This window comes from Acidovorax sp. GW835-FHT14G06 (genome assembly GCF_058793595.1).
The window spans coordinates 92,936-115,488 of sequence record NZ_JBXAGA010000002.1; the positions used below are offsets into that span (position 1 = coordinate 92,936).

General features: G+C 67.2%; 23 protein-coding genes. 8 read left to right on the forward strand and 15 right to left on the reverse strand.

Annotated elements, in window-relative coordinates:
* Positions 1–14 precede the first annotated feature (14 nt).
* Positions 15–3,143, reverse strand: coding sequence for a polymer-forming cytoskeletal protein (locus AC1Q64_RS02860; protein ID WP_492250381.1), 3,129 nt, complete (start codon positions 3,141–3,143; stop codon positions 15–17).
* A gap of 105 nt (positions 3,144–3,248) precedes the next feature.
* Here AC1Q64_RS02860 and AC1Q64_RS02865 point away from each other — a divergent pair, with 105 nt between their 5' ends.
* On the forward strand, positions 3,249–4,184 hold the full coding sequence (locus AC1Q64_RS02865) for a M14 family metallopeptidase (protein ID WP_492250382.1): 936 nt from the start codon (positions 3,249–3,251) through the stop codon (positions 4,182–4,184).
* A gap of 41 nt (positions 4,185–4,225) precedes the next feature.
* On the opposite strand, the gene AC1Q64_RS02870 is transcribed toward AC1Q64_RS02865, so the two are convergent.
* Complete coding sequence (locus tag AC1Q64_RS02870; RefSeq protein WP_492250383.1) at positions 4,226–4,441, reverse strand: hypothetical protein; 216 nt, start codon at positions 4,439–4,441, stop codon at positions 4,226–4,228.
* 128 nt (positions 4,442–4,569) lie between these two features.
* Entirely contained in the window at positions 4,570–5,499 is a 930-nt protein-coding gene (locus tag AC1Q64_RS02875) for a DMT family transporter (protein WP_492250384.1), read from the reverse strand.
* 293 nt (positions 5,500–5,792) lie between these two features.
* Here AC1Q64_RS02875 and AC1Q64_RS02880 point away from each other — a divergent pair, with 293 nt between their 5' ends.
* The gene (locus tag AC1Q64_RS02880) at positions 5,793–6,218 is read left to right on the forward strand and encodes an NAD(P)H-dependent oxidoreductase (RefSeq protein WP_492250385.1); all 426 of its coding nucleotides are present in this window, start codon (positions 5,793–5,795) and stop codon (positions 6,216–6,218) included.
* 34 nt (positions 6,219–6,252) lie between these two features.
* Here AC1Q64_RS02880 and AC1Q64_RS02885 read toward each other — a convergent pair whose 3' ends face one another.
* Both AC1Q64_RS02885 and AC1Q64_RS02890 read right to left on the reverse strand, forming a co-directional pair.
* Entirely contained in the window at positions 6,253–7,203 is a 951-nt protein-coding gene (locus AC1Q64_RS02885) for an NAD(P)H-dependent flavin oxidoreductase (protein ID WP_492250386.1), read from the reverse strand.
* 68 nt (positions 7,204–7,271) lie between these two features.
* Complete coding sequence (locus AC1Q64_RS02890; RefSeq protein WP_492250387.1) at positions 7,272–8,063, reverse strand: pseudouridine synthase; 792 nt, start codon at positions 8,061–8,063, stop codon at positions 7,272–7,274.
* 273 nt (positions 8,064–8,336) lie between these two features.
* Between AC1Q64_RS02890 and AC1Q64_RS02895 the strand changes: the two genes are divergently transcribed.
* A complete protein-coding gene (locus tag AC1Q64_RS02895) occupies positions 8,337–8,672 on the forward strand; it encodes an ankyrin repeat domain-containing protein (RefSeq protein WP_056064787.1) in 336 nt (111 codons plus the stop codon).
* A gap of 76 nt (positions 8,673–8,748) precedes the next feature.
* On the opposite strand, the gene AC1Q64_RS02900 is transcribed toward AC1Q64_RS02895, so the two are convergent.
* Positions 8,749–9,228 (reverse strand): tellurite resistance TerB family protein, encoded by a 480-nt coding sequence (locus AC1Q64_RS02900; protein WP_260667999.1) that lies wholly within the window; start codon positions 9,226–9,228, stop codon positions 8,749–8,751.
* A 124-nt stretch (positions 9,229–9,352) separates the two neighbouring features.
* Between AC1Q64_RS02900 and AC1Q64_RS02905 the strand changes: the two genes are divergently transcribed.
* Positions 9,353–10,270, forward strand: coding sequence for a DHH family phosphoesterase (locus tag AC1Q64_RS02905; protein ID WP_146871464.1), 918 nt, complete (start codon positions 9,353–9,355; stop codon positions 10,268–10,270).
* A 98-nt stretch (positions 10,271–10,368) separates the two neighbouring features.
* On the opposite strand, the gene AC1Q64_RS02910 is transcribed toward AC1Q64_RS02905, so the two are convergent.
* The 5 genes from AC1Q64_RS02910 to AC1Q64_RS02930 all read right to left on the reverse strand — a co-directional run bounded on the left by AC1Q64_RS02910 (position 10,369) and on the right by AC1Q64_RS02930 (position 15,449).
* Positions 10,369–11,595, reverse strand: coding sequence for a DUF1501 domain-containing protein (locus tag AC1Q64_RS02910; protein WP_492250388.1), 1,227 nt, complete (start codon positions 11,593–11,595; stop codon positions 10,369–10,371).
* A 12-nt stretch (positions 11,596–11,607) separates the two neighbouring features.
* Complete coding sequence (locus tag AC1Q64_RS02915) at positions 11,608–11,730, reverse strand: hypothetical protein (RefSeq protein WP_255409862.1); 123 nt, start codon at positions 11,728–11,730, stop codon at positions 11,608–11,610.
* 57 nt (positions 11,731–11,787) lie between these two features.
* Positions 11,788–13,398 carry a DUF1800 domain-containing protein gene (locus tag AC1Q64_RS02920; protein WP_492250389.1) on the reverse strand — a complete coding sequence of 537 codons (1,611 nt, stop codon included), beginning with the start codon at positions 13,396–13,398 and terminating at the stop codon, positions 11,788–11,790.
* A gap of 175 nt (positions 13,399–13,573) precedes the next feature.
* On the reverse strand, positions 13,574–14,866 hold the full coding sequence (locus tag AC1Q64_RS02925; protein ID WP_492250390.1) for an MFS transporter: 1,293 nt from the start codon (positions 14,864–14,866) through the stop codon (positions 13,574–13,576).
* 148 nt (positions 14,867–15,014) lie between these two features.
* Positions 15,015–15,449 carry a thermonuclease family protein gene (locus tag AC1Q64_RS02930; protein ID WP_099732174.1) on the reverse strand — a complete coding sequence of 145 codons (435 nt, stop codon included), beginning with the start codon at positions 15,447–15,449 and terminating at the stop codon, positions 15,015–15,017.
* Positions 15,450–15,918: 469 nt separating this feature from the next.
* On the opposite strand from AC1Q64_RS02930, the gene AC1Q64_RS02935 reads away from it, so the two are divergent.
* On the forward strand, positions 15,919–16,413 hold the full coding sequence (locus AC1Q64_RS02935; protein WP_492250391.1) for a DUF2242 domain-containing protein: 495 nt from the start codon (positions 15,919–15,921) through the stop codon (positions 16,411–16,413).
* Between the two features lie 28 nt (positions 16,414–16,441).
* On the opposite strand, the gene AC1Q64_RS02940 is transcribed toward AC1Q64_RS02935, so the two are convergent.
* Both AC1Q64_RS02940 and AC1Q64_RS02945 read right to left on the reverse strand, forming a co-directional pair.
* A complete protein-coding gene (locus AC1Q64_RS02940; RefSeq protein WP_492250392.1) occupies positions 16,442–16,996 on the reverse strand; it encodes a dihydrofolate reductase family protein in 555 nt (184 codons plus the stop codon).
* 97 nt (positions 16,997–17,093) lie between these two features.
* Complete coding sequence (locus AC1Q64_RS02945) at positions 17,094–17,984, reverse strand: LysR family transcriptional regulator (RefSeq protein WP_492250393.1); 891 nt, start codon at positions 17,982–17,984, stop codon at positions 17,094–17,096.
* A gap of 141 nt (positions 17,985–18,125) precedes the next feature.
* Here AC1Q64_RS02945 and gstA point away from each other — a divergent pair, with 141 nt between their 5' ends.
* A complete protein-coding gene (gstA, locus tag AC1Q64_RS02950) occupies positions 18,126–18,734 on the forward strand; it encodes a glutathione transferase GstA (RefSeq protein ID WP_492250394.1) in 609 nt (202 codons plus the stop codon).
* Positions 18,734–19,444 (forward strand): glutathione S-transferase family protein, encoded by a 711-nt coding sequence (locus tag AC1Q64_RS02955; RefSeq protein ID WP_492250395.1) that lies wholly within the window; start codon positions 18,734–18,736, stop codon positions 19,442–19,444. Before gstA ends, AC1Q64_RS02955 begins: the two co-directional genes overlap by 1 nt.
* A 19-nt stretch (positions 19,445–19,463) precedes the next feature.
* Here the strand turns inward: AC1Q64_RS02955 and AC1Q64_RS02960 are convergent, their stop codons facing one another.
* Complete coding sequence (locus AC1Q64_RS02960; protein WP_444825215.1) at positions 19,464–20,000, reverse strand: pseudouridine synthase; 537 nt, start codon at positions 19,998–20,000, stop codon at positions 19,464–19,466.
* An 88-nt stretch (positions 20,001–20,088) separates the two neighbouring features.
* Positions 20,089–21,030, reverse strand: a complete 942-nt coding sequence (locus AC1Q64_RS02965; protein ID WP_492250396.1) for a peptidoglycan DD-metalloendopeptidase family protein — start codon at positions 21,028–21,030, stop codon at positions 20,089–20,091.
* A gap of 174 nt (positions 21,031–21,204) precedes the next feature.
* Between AC1Q64_RS02965 and AC1Q64_RS02970 the strand changes: the two genes are divergently transcribed.
* Positions 21,205–22,467 (forward strand): phospholipase D-like domain-containing protein, encoded by a 1,263-nt coding sequence (locus AC1Q64_RS02970; protein ID WP_492250678.1) that lies wholly within the window; start codon positions 21,205–21,207, stop codon positions 22,465–22,467.
* The last annotated feature ends 86 nt before the right edge of the window (positions 22,468–22,553 follow it).

A 22,553-nucleotide genomic window follows, 5' to 3' on the forward strand; every position in this document is an offset into this window, starting at 1 on the left:
GCAGACTTGCTCTGCTACCACCGCACCGGCCCCACCTCATCCCCCCAGAATATCCACCGCCGCGTCTCCACATACGGTGACGTGCCAATGGAGTATGGGTCCATGCCCGCCTCGCTGCGCTGCAGCCGCACCAGGTACCCACCATAGCTGGCCGCCCACAGGGTTTCGCCATCCGGGGATATGTCAATCGCGCTGATCGTGCTGCCGATGTGGTGGCGCCACAGGGCTTGTCCCTCGTCGCTGAAAGCGTGCAGGTAGCCATCAGCGTCGCCCAGGATCACCTGGCCGGGCAGGGTGGCAGAGGCGTATACGCGGCAGCGTTCGTCCAGTGGTGGGGTGTCCTCATGGGCCGCTTCTTGCGGTGCCGTGCCGATGGGGATCGAGCAGGTGCTGCCCCAGTACAGATGGCACGAATTGGCAAACAGGCGTGTGCTGTCGTGCGAGAACACTGTGTGGTGGGGGTAGGAAGATAGCGGCTCACGCTCGGCCACTACAGCGCCACGCGTGTCCAGCAGGATATGGCGACTGTCCTGGTCGCCCACGGCGATGTGGCGCTCATCAGGCGACAGGGCCATGTGCAGCATGTCCAGCGCCAGCACTGTCACGGTCGCACCGCCCACCTCATCATCCATCTGGTTCTTGGGCCAGGTGTAAGGGCCGTCTTCATCAAATGTCTGCGGGTGCAGACGTTGCATGGGGCTGTCGGCGCCTTGAGCTGTGCGGGTCAGTAGATACACCCCGGTGGGGTTGCGCAGCAGCACGCGCTGGCCGTCGTTGAAGGGAATGATTTCATCGCAGCGCTGCCCCAGCGGGCCTGCCGACACCTGCACCTGCGGGGGCAGGCCTTCGTTGCCGCGCGGCAGGGCAAATTGTGCAATCACGGGGCCATTCCATCCGTGGTGGGTGGTGATGTGCAGGCCGTCGCATTGGGCAAAGCACCGGCGATCGGGCGAGCGGCCCAGGCCCTGGATGGCGGGCAAGGGCGTGTGCTCTATGCCATGCAGCAACGCCCAGCGGGCGTCGCCGTCATGGGCCGCGCCGATGCGGGCGACCACACGGTCATCGTCCAGCACAAATACGGGGCCGATGAATTGGCCGGCCTGGGCGGCACGCGCCACATAGGCATCCGGAGCAAAGGCAAAGCGCTGGCGAAACCGCGTGGCAAGCTCTTCGTCGGCCCAGTGGCTCACCACCCGCGCCAGTTGCAGTACGGTGGGCGCATCGGCCTTGCGCGGGTCTTCGGGCAGGGCGTTGTCGCGTTCTTCTGCTCCGTTGTCCTCATCGCCGCCACCGGCTGTTGCCGAGGCCTCGGCGCGGTGGGCATCGTTGGCCAGCTGGTGCGCGCGGATGGCCGCCACGTAGGCTTGCCCATCGGCCTGCCATTGCTCCGACAGCGTCATGAGTTCGACGGGAAACACGGCCGCATCGGGTAGATCGGGGGGCAATGGTGGGGTGGCCAGCAGTTGCACGGCGGCTTCGATGCGGAGGGACTCGGCCTGCTGGGCCTGCGCCTCTTGATGCCGAGCGCGGATGCGGGCCTGCACCAAGCCATGAAAGCGCAGCAGGCGTGCAATGTGGTCGGCGGCGCAGCGGGGCAGGGACACGCGGCCGTCGCTCTGGCGCTGGGTGTAGCTGAACTCGACAGCGGCAGGCCCCTCGCGCGCCTCGTCCACATGGATCTGGTAGGCGCTGTGGGCGTTGTCTTCGTCATCGCCCGGCGCGTCGTCACCGTTGCGCCAGCTGTACTTGAGCGCGCGGCCCCAGGGTTCGCCGTCGTGCATGCAGGGCTGGCGCGCCCCCACCCAGACCTCGCCCTCCCAGTAGCCGTTGCGGTCGCTGTCCCACCAGTCGTTGTACTGCTCGGTGAACACGGGCAGGCTGGTGAAGGCCTCGATGTGCTCTGCCGTCATCGTGGCTTGCAGGCGTTGGTAAAGGGGGTAACGCGCACGGTGCTGGCCCACGGCCTTGCGCACATAGTCCAGCACACCGTGCCAGGCGTGTTCGCAGGCCTTCCAGACGTTGGGGTCGTGACCGGGTTCCTTGGGGGGGGGCAGCACCTGCCAGTCCCCAGGCTCGCCCTGTGTGTAGCGGCGGTACAGCAGCGTGCGCTGCGCTACCGTGGGGGCCGCGTGGCGCCACAGCTTGGTGGCCAGGCGCTCCAGCCAGTTGCGCGGCGCGGGCACCTGCTCCACCGACAGGTAGAAGTCCCAGGTTTTCCACACCGTGATGAACACGTTGTCGTCCCGCGCATCACCCTCGTCGTCCACGTGCCGCTGGCAGAGCGAAAAATCGGTCTGCTGGAACCAGCCGTAGGCCTTGTGCTCCTTGTGCGCAATCACTGGCGTGTGCACCACGGCCAGGATGTTCTCGATGCTGATGGAGTTGTCGGCGCACAGGTCGTCGGCCACAGGCTGGTCGGCGTGGATGTCTGCGCTGCTGCGCACCGCGCTCTGGCCTGCCCGCACGGCGGCCAGCACCTGGCGGCGGCTGATCATGGCGGCCAGGCCGTCTTCGCCGGCATCTACGCCCTCGTGGAACTCGGGGGCGAACACGGCACGCACGATTTCGGCCGAGAACTCCGCACGGTGCGGCACACCGCGCACCTCGTCCAGCAAAAACTCCACCTGTTCTGGGTCTGTGATGTCTACGTGGTACTCGTCGGTGAACAGCGCCACCCGGGCTTGCAGCCCACCACGCACGCGCAGCTCGCCATGGTTGTAGTGGCCCCAAAGCAGGTCATGCACCTGCAGTGCACCTTGCACACACACCAGCTGTCCGCCGATCACGGCGTTCTGCACATGCATGTTACCGTTGACGACCAGGTGCGTCGTGCCATCGGTGTCGGCGCTGGTCAAGGCGCCGTCGATGCGCAGATCTCCATCCACCACGATCACAAAGGGCGCACGGGGTACGGAGGCCTCATTGGGGCCGTCGGGTTGCTCTTGCAGCCATTGGCGCAGCGGGCTGCCCTGGGCCAGGGGGGCGTTGAGGTGCAGCGCAGGCCAGTGCGCGTCGCCTGTGATCCACAGCGCGGTTTCATCGGCCAGGGCCTCAGGGTCCTGCGCCAGACGCTCTGCCATCCAGCTGTCGGGGGGAATGCGGTGGGCCACATCGGCCAGCGGGCAAAGTCGGGCAGTGGGCATGGGGCGGGGCGCAGGAGGGACTCAACCGGCGGGCATGGTACACCGCGCCCAGCAACGATCCTGCTTTGCGCTGACAATGATGTGTCATCTTATTAATTCATCGCCATGACGCAGAACCCCCCTGTTTTTGAAGTCCTCCCCCGCGACCTCTCTGCCTACCGCCAGGGCAATGTCGGCATCGACTACGTGCACCGCTTCGAGTCGGGCAAGCCCGGACCGCATGTGCTCATCAATGCACTCACGCACGGCAACGAGATCTGCGGCATGGTGGCGGCCACCCACCTTCTGGACACGGCTGTGCGCCCCCTCATCGGCACGCTGACCATCAGCTTTGCCAACGTGGCTGCGTACGAATCGTTTGACGAGACCCGCCCATTCGAGAGCCGCCAGCTGGTGCACAACCTCAACCGCATCTGGTCGGCGGCCGAGCTGGACGGCACGGCGGACAGCCCCGAGCTGCAGCGCGCCCGCATCCTGCGCCCCGTGGTGGCTGTGGCCGATCACATCCTCGACATCCATTCCACCAGCCAGGACGTGCAGCCGTTCTGGGTGTACCCAGCCTACCCGCGCAATGCTGAGGTGGCGCTGGCCATCGGCCGCCCGCCGGTGCACCTGGTGATGCCCAGCGGCCTGGGCTCGGGCACGCCGCTCATCCAGCACGGTCGCCACGGGCAGGCCGACGGAGATGGGGTGGCACTGGTGGTGGAATGTGGCCAGCACTTCCGCCAGTCGGCGGCCGACATGGCCACGGCCGTGGCGCTGGACTTTCTGGCGCACTTCGGCCTCATCGCCCCGGTAGCCGATCAGCCCAAGCCCGCCGAACAGCGCCGCTACGAGCTGCTGGAGACCTGCATGGTGCGCACGAACGACTTCCGCTTCACACGGTCCGTGCAAGGGTTTGAGGTGTTTGCCAAGGGCGACCTCATCGCCACCGATGGTCCGCATGAAATCCGCGCGCTGTGCGACGACTGCACCATCCTCATGCCCACCCGCGAACCCATCGTGGGCCGAGAGGCGGTGTATCTCACGCGGCCGATCTGATCAGGCTGGGGCGGCAGGTTGCCGGGGCATGGGCGCCCGGACTATTTCTTGAAACGGATCTTCCCGTCCTTGACGTACTGGTTGAACTGGTCGGGCGGCAGCGCAGCAGAGCCGGCGATATCCTCTTCGACCGACCAGCTCAGCGTGGTGCTGTCCGCGCTGGTGGTCACCTCGATCGGGCCCTCGGGGATGGCAATGGGGGCGCCGTCGCCCGGGGTGTAGGTCACGTGGCCGTGTACGGTGGCGTGTTGCGTCATGGCGATTTCCTTGCGGCAGTGCCGCTGTGGTCATCGCTTCATTACAGGGCGAACTGCCTGACTGCCGTGTCAGCGCATGCCGCGCCGGTGCGACGGCAAGTGGCCGGTCTCGCACCCGCTGCTGTCGGTCAGGGTGGCACCACTGCCTGTGTGCGTTCCTGGCGCACCAGGTACAGCCCGCTGCCGATGATGATGGCGCCGCCCAGCAGCGTGCTGTAGCCCGGCACCGTCTGCCACAGCACCCAGTCCAGCCCCATGCCCCAGGCCAGCGCCGTGTATTCAAACGGCGCCACCACCGAGGCCTGTCCATGGCGAAACGCCTCGGTGATCGCCAGCTGGCCCGCAAACCCCGTGACGGCCAGTCCCGCCACCAGCGGCCAATGGGCCTGCGCCACGCCCACCCATTGAGGCCAGGCCAGCGTGCCTGCGCCCAGTGCCAGCAACGTGGTCGTCCAGAACACCAGGCTGGCGCTGGAGTCGGTGCGGGTGAGCATGCGGCCCGTGATGGCCGACACCGCATAGCAGGTGGCTGCCGCCAGCACGGCCAGCGCGCCCAGGGTAAAGAACGCCTCCTGGTTGGGCCGCAGGGCCACCAGCACGCCCACCATGCCCAGCGCAATGGCGACCCAGTGGGCAGGGCGCACCTTTTCGCGCAGCACCACGGTGGACAGCGCTGTGATCAGCAGTGGGGCAATGAAGAACAGCGTGTAGGCCTCTGCCAGCGCCAGTTCGCGGATGGCAAATGCAAACAGTGCCAGCATGGCCACGTTGAGTCCGCCACGAAGCAGGTGCAGGGGCCAGCGCACTTTCAGCAGCCGGGGCACCTCGCCACGCCACAGCACATACAGGGCCACCAGCGGCAGCGCGGCCCAGCCCCGCAGCGCCGCTACCTGCATGGCCGGGTAGTGGGCGGTCAGCGTCTTGAGCAGCGCATCCATCAGCGAAAAGAAGCCCACCGCAGCCACCATGGCGATGACGCCGCGCAGGTTGCTGGACGATGCAGCCTGTGTGGCTGGGGCGGGCGATGCTGAGGACTGGGAGGAGGCGTTGTCAGCCATGGGTATGCCTCAGAGGCTGCGGGGCGTGCGCCATGGCCGACAAGGCGTGGGGTGTGGAATGGTGCTCACATCTGCCGAACAGGGAGGGCTCTAAGGAGGGCATTGGCCGTTGCATGAAAAAAGGAGAGCGTCGGTGCCATGGCGGCCGACGCGCAGAACAGGGGCAAAAAGTGTAGCGCAGCGGGTGGCGGTGTAGTGCCGCGGACCGCAGCGCAGCTTGTTTTGCGTGGCGGTCTGCTTCAGGGGATGCGTCCATCAACGGAAACACCGGGCAGTGCGCCCAGCCGACCACGGTGGAGGTGGAGCTGGGCCTGGTGCCTGCGTCTCTCAAGCCTGCGCAGGCGGACATCGGCTTGGCTCAGCACATCGGGCTGTTCTTTCCACTGTGGCTGGGCGACATGCCCGCCTTGCTCAAGGTTTTTCTGGAGCAGGTGGCACGGCCCGGTCTTGCCTTCAGCCCCGAAGGCAGCAACCCCTTTGTCCGCAAGGGGCTCACAGGACGCAGTGCGCGGGTGGTGGTCACCATGGGCATGCCGGCGCTGGTCTACCGCTGGTACTTCCGCGCGCACAGCGTGAAGTCGCTGGAGCGCAATATCCCGGGCTTTGTGAGCATTGCGCCGGTGCGCGAGACGCTGGTGGGCAGCGTGGAGCAACTGGGCGACGGTGGGGTTGCCAAGTGGAAGGCGCGCATGTGCGCGCTGGGGGCCAAGGCAGCGTAGGCCACAGGCGTGGCTGGCCGAACCGCCGCGTTCTTCAGCCAAACGTGCGCGCCATGCCCATGGCACCCATGCGCTGGCTGATGGCAAAAAACTCCGCCACGGTGTCCTCAATGATCTGCTGCGCGGTCTTGACGGAATCGATGAGCCCGGCCGTCTGCCCCGCCAGTGCCGGGGCTGCCTCCATGTCACCGTCAAAGTACACGCGCTGGATGCCCGAAAAGCTGTCGGCGGGCATGAGGCCTTCCTCGTGGATGGCCTGGGTGCGCTGCGACTTGAGCGCGCGGATGCAGGGGCTGGCCTTGGTGTTGAGCATCCAGGTGCCGGTCACGCCCGCATCGACGATGGCGTTCTTGTAGTTGGCGTGCACGGGGCTTTCGGCGCAGCTCACAAAACGTGTGCCCATCTGCACCGCCTCGGCGCCCAGCGCAAAGGCTGCGGCCATGCCGCGCCCGTCGCAGATGCCACCTGCCGCCACCAGCGGCACGTCCACCCGCGCCCGGATGGCCTGCAGCAGGACCAGGGTGGAGACTTCTTCTGGGTTCTTGAAGCCGCCGCCTTCACCGCCTTCCACCACCAGGCCGTCAATGCCTGCGTCCACACATTTGAGCGCAGCATCCACCGTGGGCACCGCGTGGTACACGGTGATGCCCGCATCCTTGAGCGGCGCAATGAACTTGGCAGGGCTACCCGCTGAGGTGGTCACAAACTTCACGCCCGACGCGCACACAAAGCGCAGCATGGCGTCGTCCTTCAAAAAGCGGATGGGCAGGTTCACGCCAAACGGCAGGCCCAGCGCGCTCATCTTGGTGATCTCGGCCTGGCAGTTGGCGGTTTCGCCCGACGAGGTCTCGATGATGCCCAGGCCCCCAGCGCGGGACACCGCCGAGGCCAGCTGCGTGCGCGCGATCCAGCCCATGGGTGCCTGGATGATGGGGTAGCGCGCACCGGTGTGGGCAAGGACGCGGTTGGTGGCGGGTGCGGTCATGGACAAAGTCTCCTGATTTTGGGAGCGTCCATTATTTCGACGGGCAGGCCGTCGTCGTGTCGCCCGCGTTACGGGGGCAAGGCGTGTGTCTCGTCCCAGGGCAGCCGTGCCAACAGGCGCTGCCAGTCGGCGCTGGGGTGCGCGTTGGAATCGTCGGCGGGGGCGTGCCCGCAGTCCAAGTCCGCGGGTCCCGGCCAACGCAGCCCGCTGTCGAAGGTCATCGCCGCCCCCGTCACAGGGTGCGGCACCGTGAGCTGCCAGGCATGCAGCCACAGCCGCTGCTGGCCCAGCCGCTCGGCCCACCAGCGGTTGAGCGGGCCCTTGCCATGCGTGGCATCGCCAATGATGGGGTGCGCCAGGTGCTTGAGGTGGCGGCGGATCTGGTGGCGCCGCCCCGTGGTCGGGAGGGCCTCGACCAGCGAGGCACGGGTGGTGGCAAAACGCGCATCGCTGGCCTCGGGCAATGTGAGCTGCGCCAGCCGCCGAAAGCGTGTGTGGGCGTCCTGTACGGCGGCATCCGCAGGCGCATCGTCAGGCTTCAAGGCGTGGTCCACCTCGATGGCCTCAGGTGCCCAGCCGCGCACCATCGCCAGGTAGCGCTTGTGCGTGGCGCCATGCTCAAACGCCTGCGACAGCGCGCGCGCCGCATCGCTGTGCAACGCCATCACCAGCACGCCGCAGGTGCCCTTGTCGAGCCGGTGCACGGGGAACACATGTTGGCCCAGCTGGTCGCGCAGGGTCTGCATCACAAACCGCGTCTCGCCCGCGTCCAGCCCCGTGCGGTGCACCAGCCAGCCTGCGGGCTTGTACACGGCCACCAAGTGCTCGTCGCGCCAGAGGATGTGCAGGGGAGGGGGCATGGAGGAATGTGTGTGCGCCATCGCGGGCTAGGGATCCTCTGCACGAATCTCGCTGGCCAAGTGAGCGCAGCGGATCGGGAGGGGCTGCAAGGCGCAAAACGCAGCAATAGCCGTAGCTATTGCGAGTATTTGCAACGCAGCAGACCGCCCGAGGCCGCTGATGCACACGGCGCGCTGATTCGTGCAGAGGATTCCTAGGGGAAGGCGCGGATTGTGCCGCACGCCCCGCTGCCTACACTGGCCCCGTTCAACCCTTGCAAAGGATGCCCAGGTATGTCCGCTGGAGACTGGAAAGACATGTACGCCGCCGCCGTGGCGGGCGACCTGGCGCTGGTGCGCCACCACATCAGTGCAGGCGTGAACCCCAACTACCAGCATCCCGAGATCCTTTGCACGCCGTTGGTGGCGAGCCTGATCCACGGCCACCACGAGATCGCTCACTACCTTCTGGCGCATGGGGCTGACCCGGGGCTGCGGTCGGACTTCGACGACATGACCCCGTTGGAGGCCGCGCGCCGCTACCGGCGCACCGAGTTCATCGCCTTGCTACAGGCGCAAGGCGCCAAGGAAGAGCGCAAGCCGTTCTGGTGGCGCTGGTTGCCCATTTAGCCCCCGGGTTGCTTGGCGTCCTTTCCCCAAGGGACGCCACCCGTGCGCTGCGGCGCACACCGGGGCCGCGTCCGTCTCAATGGGGCGACTGGCCGGCGTGTGCCGTTTCTTTCGCCCTGAGCTTGGCGCCGATGTACTCGCCGTGCGTCACATGCAGCAGGCCGGCCACCTTGCTGATGGTGTGCATCTCGTTCTCGTCCGGGCGTGCGTCCGCGTAGGCGACCTGCCACATGGCTTCAACGAGCTGGATTTTCTCGTCCTGCGTGAAATGCTCGTTCAGCTGGCTGGTGAAGCGCTGGTAGTCGTAGGCGGTTCTGGAGGTGGCTGCGGCCTGTTCCAGCAGGCGCTGCAGTTCATCGTCACTTAGTGCAAATTGCCGGTGCAGTGCAGTCTGCATCACGCTGCGCTCCGCATCGCCCACCGCCGACTGGGTCCGTACCACCTCCACCAGCAACACGGCGGCTGCCAGTTGCACAGACCGCGCACGCTCTGCAGGAGATGGCACGGGGTTGAACGGGGTGAGGCTTTCAAGCAGGTCTTTGAGGGCTTGGAACATCGTGTGGTTTGCTGGCTGCGTCAGTAGGGTGGAGGCGTTGGGGATGGGGTTGGTTCCGCTGACGTGTGCTGGCTGCGCACGTTGCGCTCGCTGCGGCACAAAGCCCCGGCGACAATCGGGGGCCATGACGAAGAAAACCATACTCCCCTTGCAACTGCTGGTTGCCCCCGACAAGAACGACCCCGCACCGCTGATCCTGTATCACGGGCGCAACTGCCCCGATGGCTTTGGCGCGGCGCTGGCGGCATGGCTGTACTACGGCGACCAGGCTGAATACGTGGGGCTGGACCACGGTGATGTCAAGACCGTGGACGACCTGCCGCCCCTGCAAGGCCGCGCGGTCTACATCCTCGACTTCTCGTTTGCCAACGAGGTGATGGCCGCCATCGACGAGCGCGCCGCCAAGCTGGTCATGCTGGACCACCACAAGAGCGCGGCCGAAAAGCTCACCGGCTTTGCCTGCCGCTGCGGTGTGGTGCACTTCGACATGAACAAGTCGGGCGCGCGGCTGGCGTGGGAGTTTTTCCATCCGCACGAACCGATGCCTGCCCTGTTCAAATACGTGGAAGACCGCGACATCTGGAAGTGGGAGTTTGCCGAGAGCGCTGCCTTCCTGTCAGCCCTGGACATGGAAGAGCAAGGCTTTGCGCGCTGGCGCGAGATTGCCGACTTCACGCCCGAGCAGCTCCAACAGTTCATGGTGCGCGGCGAGGCCATGGACCAGAAGTACCGCAAGCTCTGTGCCGACATCGCCGAAGGCGCGCAGCCGCTGGTGTTCAACGGCATCACCGGCCTGATGGTCAATGCCCCCGGCATGTTCCACAGCCTGGTGGGCGACATCCTCTCGGCCAAAACGGGCACCTTTGCGCTGATGTGGAGTGCAGGCGAAAAGGGCGTGAAGGTGGGGCTGCGTGCGCAGCGCAACTTTGACTGCATCGCGCTGGCTGAAAGCATGGGCGGCGGTGGCCATGCGCAGGCCTGCGGCTTCAAGATGAAGGTGGAGCGCCTGCCAGAGCTGCTGACAGGTACCTTCAACGCGTGATGCCCGGGCGATTTTGAGGATAAATCGCCTGTAGCGCTACATCTACATGCCTGAGTAGCTATCAAAAATATAGTGAACGATATGGCGCGCCAGCGCGGCTAAACCAGCCGCAGGTCGGCCCCCTGGGTCCCCGGAAACACCCGCGCCACGGCCGCCGCGTTCAGCCCGTACATGCGGGCGAACAGTCCCCCCAACACACTGCGGTAGTCGTTGAGCACGGGGTAGTCGCGGTTCTGGAACAGCGTGGTGGCGGTCAGCGCCTGCTGCTCGCCCGCAATGCGGCCGCCATTGACCCCGCCGCCCAGCACCCAGAACACCGTGCCGTGGCCATGGTCCGTGCCCCGGTTGCCGTTCTCGCGGAAGGTGCGGCCAAACTCGCTGATGACCACCACCACGGTGGACTTCCACGCGGGGCCCATCTCGTCGGCAAAGCCTGCCAGGCCACGGCCCAGTTCCTCCAGGCGGTTGGCCAGCGTGCCGGTGGCGGCGCCCTGGCCCACATGGGTGTCCCAGCCGCCCACGTCCACAAAGCCGAGCTGGTAGCGCGACTGCATGAGCCGCGCCATGCGCCGGGCAGTGCCCTCAAAGCCCTTGGTACTCAGCGCATTGCGGCTGGCAGCTTCCATCTTGCCCTGCATGGTGCGGGCGACCTCATCGCGGGTGGCAAAGCCTTCGTTCACGGGCGTGGCCAGCGGTGTGCCCTGATACATGGAGGCGATGAGTTCAGCCTGCCGCGCATCCACACCACCGCGCCCCGCGCCTGCGCTCAGTGCGGTGTTGGGCACATCCACCGCCCCGCGCAGCACCAGGGGCAGGGTGCTGGTGAACGCCATCGGCTGCAGCGCCACCGGGGCACCGTCGGCGCGCGGGTTCAGCTCCGCCACCAGCCGGTTCAGAAAGCCCGATCGGTAGTCGCGCCGCCCGCCCAGGGGCTGGCCCAGCTCGATGCTGTCCTGGGTGTCGAAATGGCTGCGGGAGAGATCGTCCGTGCCCGCAAACGGTACAAACGCCAGCTGGCGCTGCTGGTACAGCGGCAGCATCGATTCAGCGAGTGCCGGGTGCAGGCCCCAGTCGGGCGTGAGCGGCAGGGCGCCGCCCTCCTGCCCCGGCCGGGCGATGGCGATGTTGGGCCTTGTCTCGTAGTAGTAGCTGCTGGCCGTGGGCACGAGCAGGCTGGCGCAGTCGTAGCCACCGCGCAAGAACACAAGCAGAAAGCGCGCGTCTTGCGCGCGGGGTGCGGCGAGCACGCTGGCGCTGTGCACGCCCAGGCCCGTGCCGAGTGCGCTGGCGACCAGGGCCTGGAGAAGGTGTCGTCTACAAAGCATGGGGCTGTCCTTTCAATCGCGCCCGAACGCATCATCGGCTGCTGCGCAGGCGCGTGCGCGGCCAAAGCCATGGCAGCCGTGCAAGGGCCGCCCCGCCGCACGGGCTGCGTCCCCCTTGCCGAAGGGCGAAGCCATTCGAGAGAAGGGGGAAGGCGCGAAGCGACTCAAGGGGATGTACTCCATCTCTTCTCCTCATCCGTGCATGAACTCAGGGGATGCGAGGAACAGCAGATTCCATTCGCGCGGTGAGGTGGCCTGCGCCAGGGCGCTGCGCGTGGCCGGGGACCAGGTGGGCTCCAGCGTACGCACGTAGGCGGTCTGCGCCAGGCCGGGCGGCATGCGCGGGGCGGCGCGGGGTGCCGCGTCAACGCTCGCTGGTGGGGCGGCCATGGCGCCTGCACCCAAGGCCCGCGCCATCTCAAAGCGCGTGCTCATTTGCCCCGAGCCTGACCATGTCGCGGAGTCCAGCGGGTAGCCATCGGGCGTGACACGGCCATACAAAGGCTCGGCCAGCCGTTGTAGCCACGCCAGCGCAGGGTCGGTGCTGGGCAGCACGGCATCGCCGTGGGCCAGGCGCAGGCCCGCCAGCGCGTAGTGCACCGGGTCCCGAAAACGCTGGCCCAGGGACGCACGGAACTCTGGTGTGTGGAACAGCGTTTCCAGCACTGCCGCAATGTCGCCGTCCGTGCGCTCAAAGCTGCGGGCCAGTGTCTGCAGCAGTGCAGGGGGCGGGTTGTCGCCCACCAGAAAGAGCGCGATCTTGCGGGTGATGAAGCGGGCGGTGGCAGGCGCACGGGCCAAACGGTCCAGAGCCTCGTCCACCTCGGCCAGGCCTTGGGCCCGCAGGGGTTGGCCCAGCAGCGTCTTGGGCTCCCAGTCATGCCGCTGGGGGTTGAATTCAAACAATCCCTCGCGCACGTAGTGGCGGCGCAGCGCGGGCTTCATGCGCGGGGGCTCGTCACCCGGCGGCCGCAGCGACACGCCTACGCCGGTCAGCACCCGAGCCAGCTCCTGCACGTCCTGCTGGCTGTAGCCACCGTCCACGCCCAGCGTGTGCAGTTCCATCAGCTCGCGCGCGTAGTTTTCGTTGATGCGGCCTGCGGCGTTCTGCGCGTTGTCCAGGTAGCGCAACATGGCCGGGTGGCGCACGGTGGCGCCCAGCAGGTCGCGAAAGCGGCCCAGGGCGTGGGGGCGCACCGCGCGCTCTTCGTAGTCGCCCACCAGTGCGCGCAGGCTGCCTTTGCCTGCAAACACGTTGAAGTGGTTCATCCAGAACCAAGTCATCTTCTCGCGCAACTGGCTTGGCGAATACAGCGCGCGCAGCACAAACCGCGCGGCAGCCTCTTGCTGCAGGGCGCGCATGTCCTGCTGCCAGGCCTTGAGCGCAGCCTTGCGCTCGTCTTCGGTGGGTTGGGCCTTGGCGGCGCGGTTGCGGGCTTCCATGTTGGCCGCCAGCGCCTCGATGGGGGTGCGCGAGATGGCCATGGCGTCGATCTGCGCCTGGGCTTCGCGGGGCAGTGCGGCGTTGGCACCTGGGCGCAGTTGCGCAGCCAGATACGCGCTGATGCCCCAGCCGCCCAGCGCTTGCGTGCCCTGGGCGGTGCAGCCCCAGGTCACGCGGTCCAGCAGGCGGGCCAGGGTGGGCTCGTCGGCCGCGCTCCAGGTGCCCGGGCCTGTTGTGTGGGGCACTGCGGCTGCGGGGGGCGCGGCTTGTGTGGCAAGGGGGGCGCCAAAGACGGCGCAGCCCGCCAGGCCGAGCAGCAGGGTGCGGCGGTGGAGGTGCCGTGGGTTAGTGGGGGTCATGGGGCCTCGCGGGCAGCCAGCCAATGGCTGTCCGCATGGTGCCGCTGCCACCACCCGCATGCAAGCCCGCACGGCGGGTTTTACCTGCGCGACACAAACGCCAGGGAGGATGTATCGAGGGGTATCTCCAAGCCCCCAGACATGATCATGATCGCCTGAGAACAGGTTCTCGGTGCTATGGCGCTGCGCCCGTGGCCTGTGCGGCCTCCTCAAAACGGTCTACCTTGCGCAGGGTCTGGAACGCCATCATCCAGCCACCCACCACACCCAGCGTGCACAGGCCGCCCACGATGGCGGCGGGCACCACGCCCAGCCATGCGGCGCTGGTGCCCGCGCGGAATTCGCCCAGTTCGTTGGACGAGCCGATGAACAGCATGTTCACCGCGTTCACCCGCCCGCGCATGGTGTCGGGCGTGGAGAACTGCACCAGAGCGCCCCGGATGTACACGCTCACCATGTCGGCCGCGCCCGCCACCAGCAGCGCCGCAAACGACAGCCAGAACAGTGTGGACAGCGCAAACACCAGGTTGGCCACGCCAAACACCGCCACCGCGATGAACATGGTGCGGCCCACTTGGCGGTTGAAGGGCCGCATGCTCAGGTACAGCCCGGCGCTGACTTCGCCCACAGCCATGGCACTGCGCAGCGCACCCAGCCCCGCCGGGCCCACATGCAGCACCTCTTGCGCATAGATGGGCAGCAGCGCCACCACGCCGCCCAGCAGCACGGCAAACAGGTCCAGCGAGATGGTGCCCAGGATGATGGGCCGCGTGCGGATGAAGGTGATGCCCGCGCCAAAACGCTCGAACATCGTGCCTTGCGCGGGGCCGGGTGCCGTGGCATGGGCCACCACCACGCGCAGCAGCAGGGCCACCCCCAGCACAAAACACGCGCAGCAGATGGCATAGGTCAGCTCGCCGCCGCCCAGCGCATACAGCAGCCCGCCCAGCAGCGGCCCGCCAATGCTGGCCACACGCATCAGCATGCTGTTGGCGGCAATGGCCTGGGCCAGCTGCGCACGCGGAACGATCTGTGGCAGCAGGCTCTGCATGGCCGGGCCCGAGAACGCGCGGGTGCAGCCATACAGCACCAGCACGGCATAGATGCCCGCCACACCGCTGCTGCCGTGGCCAGACAGCCACCACAGCAGGGCGCTGCACACGCCGCCCACCGACCAGGCAATCGCCAGGATGCGCTTGCGGTCGAAGCGGTCGATCAGGTCGCCCGCCGGCAGCAACAGGGCCAGCATGGGCAGAAACTGCGCCAGACCCACGTAGGCCAGTGCCAGCGGCTGCCGCGTCAGGTCGTACACCTGCCAGGCCACCACCACGGCCTGCACTTGGGTGGCGATCACGGCCACGACACGGGCGATCAGGAACGAAAGGAAACCCGCGTGGCGATAAACGCTGGCAGGTTCTTCTGGTACGGCAACGGCGGCGCGTGGGGCGGTCGGCTCTGGGCTGGACATGGAAGGGGTCGGAGAGTGCGGGGCGTGCCGCAGACGTTGCGCGGCCTTGTGGGTGGGAGGCCAGATGCTAGCTTTTGTGGACGCAGTCTGCTGTCAATGGCTCGCAAAGTACCTGTCCAGTGCCTCTGTGGGCGCGGCGCAGCTGGAATCAACGGCGATGCCGGTGCCGGTAGTCCCAGGGTGCCAAGGGCCGCTTTTGGGACCACAGGCCCGCATGCTGGGCCTGTGCCGAGCGCTGCAGGGGCGCCAGGTGCGGGTAGCTGCTGGCGTACGGCGTGTACACCCAGGCCATGCCCGCGCGCACCTGTGCTGTGGCGACATCGGTGCCACCGCAACGCACCTGCGCCACCATACGGCCATAGCTGTCCTCGTCCACGGGTTGCAGCGTGGCGCGTTGCCGAAAACACAGCTGGGCCAGATGCTGCCGTGCCTTTTGTCCAAAGGCCTGGCGCGACTCGGGCGCATCGATGGCGGCGATGCGCACCTTCACCTGCTGATAGGCGCCGGGCGTGCCGCAGCGGGCGGTGAGGGTGTCGCCGTCGCTGATGGCGACGACCAGGCAAAACAGGGAAGCGAGGGGCACGGGGGGCTTGATAGTGGGTTGCAGGCGCTGGCGGCGGTGTTTTTGCTGCAGTGAGCCAATTTTGGCTAGATGCGCTACTGCAGCGTGCCTTTGTAGCTATGAATGGTATAGCGCTTTGCATGGGTGCAAGAGCGTCGTGGCAGGTGCTGGTGCGCGGGGCATGTTCTGTGCCAAGCCCCCGGCGTATCACCGGACCGCTTTGCTTCAAGGTGTTACCACGCCAGTTTGTGCATGGCATGAAGAATGTGGGGAACCGGGAGCGGTTACTACCGTCAGACACCCCAGGCGCTGTGACAATGGGGCGCATTGTCGAATGCGCTTGTAACGCGCTTGTTATTGTCGGCGGTAGCTACCCACCACCCAAGGAGTCCCGGTTTTGCGTTTCCCCTGGTCCACAGAATCCCATGCACCCCAACCAGCGCCCCTGCGCGCCGCCCTAATGGCCCTGGCCTGTAGCGCGACTTTGGTCATGGCAGGCTGCACCAGCACGGGGGCCAAGACGTTTGGGGTGCAAGAGAACTTTGGCTCGGTCGCCACCTACTCGCGCCTGTTTGACGCCACGCCTGCCCAGACTTGCGAGGCCTCGCGCCGCGCGCTGCTCAGCCAGGGCTACGTCATCTCGTCCAGTGCGGCCGACCTGGTGGAAGGCAAGAAGAGCTTCCAGCCCGAGCCTGAGTCGCACCTGCAGATGGTGGTGCGCGTGGTGTGCGTGCCCGAGGCCAACGAAGGCAAGGTCAGCCTGGGCTTTGTGACGGCCACCCAGGACACCTACGCATTGCGCAAGACCAACAACTCGGCCAGCGTGGGCGTGGGCGCCATCGGTTCGGTGTCGCTGCCGTTCTCATCCAGCAGCGAGTCCCTGGTCAAGGTGGGTAGCGAGACCATCGCCAAAGACACCTTCTACGACAGCTTTTTTGACCTGGTCAAACGCTACCTGGTCATCGACCAGGCGCTGGCGGACTGAGCAGCCCTAGCGGGACGACCGGCCGCACTCACCGGGCAAAGCGTGACGGCACCCGGTAGCGCAACTCTGCAAACACGCCACCCAGCGTGGTCACCGACTGCAGCTGCAGCGGCGGCTGCACCACGCGGCGCGGAAACAGCGGGGTGCCCGCACCCAGCGTGACCGGCGCCACCTGCACGATCAGCTCGTCCAGCAGGCCTGCGTCGTCAAACTGTCCCACCAGGTCACCCCCGCCCACCACCCACACATTGCGCCCCGCTGCGGCCTGCACCAGTGCCTGGTGCACAGGGCGCACATTGCCACGCACAAAACGCACATCGGCACCGGCAATGCTGCGGAGTGTGCGCGTGCTGAACACCCAGGTGGGCTGTGTGTACGGCCAAGGCTGCCCCGCATCGATGGCATGTTTCAGCATCCATTCGTAGGTGTGTGATCCCATGGCCAGCGCCCCCACGTCGCGGATGAATGCCGGGTAGCTGGAGCCCTCGATTTCGCCAAATTGCAGCAGCCAGCCCAGGTCATGGTCGGGCGTTGCGATGAAGCCGTCGAGGCTGGATGCGCCGTAGAACTGTGTGAGGGTCATGGCCGCGCACTGTAGGGACCGGCTGCTGACAACGTGCTGGCAGCAGGCGCGGGTGTGGTGTGCACCTTGGATTCATCGGCCAGAGGCCCCAAGTGACTCAGGGCAGCTGCACCGTCTCCGCCAGATGCCCGTACACCGCCGCAATGCGCCGCAGGTGCCGCGACTCCGGGTGGGTCAGCAGCCACAGCTCGGTCTCGCCGTCGGCCAGCGCGCCCGTGAGCGGGCGCAGGTCGCTGCGGCCCTGGGCCAGAAAGAGGGGCAGCACCGCCACGCCCATGCCCAGTGCTACCAGTTCCATCACGGTGAGCAGGCTATTGACGCGGTAGGTGGGCTGTGCCCTGGGGTATTGCTTCTTGCGCCAGCGCACCGAGGGGTGGTCGGGCAGTGCGTCGTCGGGCGCAATCCAGGCGGCGCGGCCCGCCTCCACGTCCGACAGGGCCAGGGTGCTGGCGGTGCCTGCGTAGAGGGCCGAGCGGATCATGCCCAGCTGCCGTCCCACCAGGTGCTGCGGCGGGCGCTTGGTGGCGCGCACGGCGATATCGGTGTCGCGCCGCGTCAGGCTCACCAGCTCGTTGCCGGCGTGCAGCTCGTACACCAGGGCCGGGTGCTGGGGCTGCAGCATTTGCAGGGCCGGGGCGATGAGGCCGTGCAGGATGGTGTCGGTGGTGGAGATTCGCACCGTGCCCGACACCTGTTCGGGCTGCGCCTGTGCGGCAGAGCGCGCGGCCTCCAGGGCGGCTTCCACCCGCTCGGCCTGTTCGGCCAATGCCTGGGCCAGTTCGGAGGGGCGGTAGCCGGCGCGCGACCGGTCGAACAGCGACTGGCCCAGCCCCCGTTCGATGCGCTGGATGGCGCGGAACACCGTGGACGCATCCACCCCCAGTCGCTCACCGGCGGCCGCCAGGGTGCCGGTGCGCACCATGGCCAGCAGCACTTCCAGCTCGGCCGCGCCCAGTTGGTATTGCGCTGATGCAACGGTTGATTTCATGGGTGCTTATTTTGTTTGCGTTGTTGCAAGCATAGATTCTGCCTGTCGCCGGGCCTTGCCGTGTACCGATGGGTGTCCGTGGGTGCTAGTGGGTAGCAACGGCGACACATTCCAACCGTTTTTACAGAAAGCCCCGTTCCCATGAAGCTCTACTACGCCCCCGGTGCCTGCTCGCTCGCCGTCCACATTGCCCTGCGCGAGGTCGGCGTTCCGTTCGATCTGGTCAAGGTGGACCTGGTGCGCCACACCACCGAGACCGGTGCCAACTACCTTGACATCTCCCCGCGCGGCTATGTGCCCCTGCTGGAGCTGGCCGACCAGTCGCGCCACACCGAAGCAGCGGCGCTGCTGCAGTACTTGGCTGACCTGGACCCGGTGCGCGCACTCATCGGTCAGCCCGGCTCCAGCGAGCGCCTGGCCGTGCTGGAGTGGCTCACCTTCGTCAGCACCGAACTGCACAAGGGCTTCAGCCCCTGGCTGTGGCACAAGGAGACGGCCGACGCCACGCGCCAGGCCGTCAAGGCCAAGCTGGCCGTGCGTTTTGCCGAGATGGAGGCCGTGCTGTCGCGCAGCGATTTTCTGGCAGGCGGCTACAGCGTGGCCGACGCGTATGGCTTCACCATCGTCAACTGGTCGCACCTGCTGGGCATCCCGCTCACTGCCTACCCGCACCTGCAGGCCTGGATGGCACGCGTGGCGGCCCGCCCGCAGGTGCAGGCCGCGCTGCAGGCTGAGGGGTTGTTGTCGTGATGGCACAGACCACAGCGCCCGCTGCGCTCACTTTGGTCTCGCACGCGCTGTGCCCCTATGTGCAGCGCGTGGCCATCGTGCTGCACGAAAAGGGCCTTGCGTTCGAGCGCCGCACCATCGACCTGGCCCGCAAGCCCGACTGGTTCCTGGCCCTCTCGCCGCTGGGCAAGACCCCGGTCCTGCAGGTGCGCGGCCAGAGCCTGTTTGAGTCGGCCGTGATCTGCGAATACCTGGACGAGGTGGCCATGCCCGTGCTGCACCCGCCAGATCCGCTGCAGCGCGCACGCCACCGGGCGTGGATGGAGTTTGGCTCTGCGGTGCTGAACACCATCGGCGGCTTCTACGCCGCGCCGGATGAGGCCACGCTGCAGGCCCGCGCGCAAGACCTGCGCAGCCGTTTTGTGCAGATCGAAGAGGCTCTGGGCCAGCGCAGCGTGCCGGGGCCGTACTTTGCCGGGCCGGACTTTGGCATGGTGGACGCGGTGTTCGGCCCGGTGTTCCGGTACTTCGACGTCATCGACACCTTGCCGGGTGTGGATGACCTGGGGCTCTGGCAAGGCTTGCCGCTGGTGCATCAGTGGCGCGCCGCGCTGGCGGCACGCCCTTCGGTGCAGCAGGCCGTGGGTGCGGACTATGCCGAGGGCTTGCGGGCCTTTTTGCGTGCGCGCGGGTCAGCCCTGTCGCGGCGCATGCAGGCGGTGGCCGCGTAGACCCCGCACGCCTGCCGGCTCAATCCGCCCAGGTGCCCGGCGCCAGCCCGTCCAGCGTGTACGGCCCGATGGCCGCGCGGATGAGCCGCAGCGTGGGGTGGCCCACGGCAGCCGTCATGCGGCGCACCTGGCGGTTGCGGCCTTCGCGGATGATGAGTTCGATCCAGGTGGTGGGGATGGCCTTGCGCTCGCGGATGGGCGGGGTGCGGTCCCACACCGCAGGGGCGGGCTCCAGCAACCGTGCGCGGGCGGGCAGGGTGGGGCCGTCGTTCAGCACCACGCCACTGCGCAGCGCGGCCAGCGCGGCCTCATTGGGAATGCCCTCCACCTGCACCCAGTAGGTCTTCTCCATCTTGAAGCGCGGGTCGGCAATGCGGGCCTGTTGCTTGCCGTCGTTGGTCAGCAGCAGCAGCCCTTCGCTGTCGGCGTCCAGCCGCCCGGCCACGTACACGCCGGGCAGGTCGATGTAGTCCTTCAGCCCCTGCCACTTGCCCTCGGGCGTGAACTGGCTCAGCACGCCGTAGGGCTTGTTGAAACGGATCAGGCGCGGGGTCATGGGGCTGGTTTCAAACAAAAAGGGCCGGATGCGCTAGTGCAATATGCACTGGGTGCTATCAATTGCATAGTAATGAAGCCCTGCGCCATCAGGCCGGCACGAACAGCGCCGGGTCCACCATGGTGCGGTTCAGCATCACGCCCCAGTGCAGGTGCGGGCCGGTCACGCGGCCGGTGGCGCCCACCTTGCAGAACTCGTCGCCCGCCTGCAGCACATCGCCCACGCGCACCTCCATGCTGCTCAGGTGGCAGTACATGGTGAGCAGGCCCTGCCCGTGGTCCAGCCACACCGTGCCGCCGTTGAAGAAGTAGTCGCCCACGTCTATCACCCGGCCCGGCAGCGGCGCCACGATGGGCGTGCCCGTGGCAGCGGCAATGTCCATGCCGCTGTGCGGGTTGCGCGGCTGGCCGTTGAACACGCGGCGCAGCCCGAACGAGCTGGACCGCCGCCCAGGCACGGGCACGCGCATGCGCAGCGATGCCAGCGCCACGCCGGCGGGCTGCTCGGTGAAGGTGGCTATCACCTGCGCGTGGTGGTCGCGCTCGCGCTCGTAGCGGGCCTGGTCCTCGGGCGAGAGGTCCACCGTGCGGGGCGACACCTTCAGGTGCTGCTCCTTGTACTGCTTGGGGGCCACGCTGTAGTGCACCAGGCGCGGGCTGCCGCTGCCCTCGGGCAGCACGCTGATAAAGGCGTCACCCGGCGCTGCCGCCAGCGGTATGCCCACGATGGCCGTCCAATCGATGGCATCGCCCACCACCCGCAGCGGCACATCCACCTCGCCCTGGCGCACCTGCGCCCCCGGCCGCGTGGCCGACGGGCCCAGCGAAAGCCGTGCCACGCCGCCCGGCACCTGCAGCGCCTGGGGCCACACCGTGGGCGAGGGTGGCACAGGCTTGGCATGCAAAGGGGCCACCAGGGCAGGCTGCACGAGCAGGCCCGCCGTGCCGATCAAGGCGCTGCGGCGGGTGATGGAGGGGGCGGGGCGGGCGGGAGCAGGGCGGGCAGATTCAGACACGGCAGAGGAAGGCATGAACAAAAACAAAGGGACTGCGCAAGGGGCTGGTGCGCGCGCAAAGCGCCCCGCTGTCGCGGCCGACAAGGGCGATTGTGCCCCCGGTGTTGGCGGCGTCCGCCTACATCGCGCCTGCATGTCGGCACCTACCATCGCGCCATGTCACCCGCCGCCCCTCGCCGCCGTTCCACCATGCTCACTGTCTTGCTCACGGCCCTGGCCACGGGGGCCCTTGTCTTGTTGGCACTCAACTTCACGGCGGGCGAGAAAAAAGTGCAGCAACAGCTGCCGCGCCTGTACAGCGCCGCCCACCCGCAGTTCGAGCGCGCCCTGGGCAGCCTGCTGGGCCCGGGCATCGTGGGCGGCAATGCGGTGACGGAGCTGCTCAACGGCGACCAGATATTTCCGCCCATGCTGGCCGCGATCAAATCCGCCCAAAAAAGCGTCACCTTCGAAACCTACATTTACTGGTCGGGCGACATCGGCAAGCAGTTTGCCGACGCCCTGAGCGAGCGCGCCCGCGCCGGTGTGCCCGTGCATGTGCTGCTCGACTGGGTGGGCAGCGCCAAGATGGAAGAAAGCTACCTGGCCGAGATGAAGGCGGCCGGGGTGTTGATCGAAAAGTTCCACAAACCCCATTGGTACAACCTGGCCCGCCTGAACAACCGCACCCACCGCAAGCTGCTGGTGGTGGACGGGCAGGTGGGCTTTACCGGCGGCGTGGGCATTGCGCCCGCGTGGACGGGCCACGCGCAAGACCCCGACCACTGGCGCGACTCGCATTACCTGGTGCGCGGCCCCGCCGTGGCGCAGATGCAGGCCACGTTTCTGGACAACTGGCTCAAGGTCACCGGCAAGGTGCTGCATGGCGAGGCGTACTTTCCGGCCATCGCACCGGCGGGTGGGCAGAAGGCGCAGATGTTTTCCAGCTCGCCATCGAGTGGCAGCGAGAGCATGCAGCTCATGTACCACCTGGCCATCACAGCGGCCGAGCGCAGCATCGACCTGTCGGTGGCCTACTTTGTGCCCGACGACCTGACCCGCAAGCTGCTGATGGATGCGCTGGCACGCGGCGTGCGCGTGCGCCTGGTCACCCCCGGCGAGCACACCGACACCGAGACCGTGAAGGCCGCATCCCGTGCCACCTGGGGCGAGCTGCTGCAGGCCGGGGCCGAGATCTACGAATACGGGCCCACCATGTACCACTGCAAGGTCATGATCGTGGACCAGTTGCTGGTGTCGGTGGGCTCCACCAATTTTGACAACCGCTCGTTCCGCCTGAACGACGAGGCCAACCTGAACGTGTACGACGCTGCCTTTGCACAGCGCCAGACGCAGGTGTTTGAAGACGACATCCGGCGGTCACGCCGCGTGACCTACGAGGCCTGGCGGGACCGCCCGCTGCGCGAAAAAGTACACGAGACCTTGACCGGTTGGATGCGGTCGCAGCTGTGACGATGTTTGAATGAAATCAGCCGCTGGTGCCAGTGAACAATGCGCCAGGCGCTATCAAAAGTGTAGTTTCAGGTAGTGAATGCGCG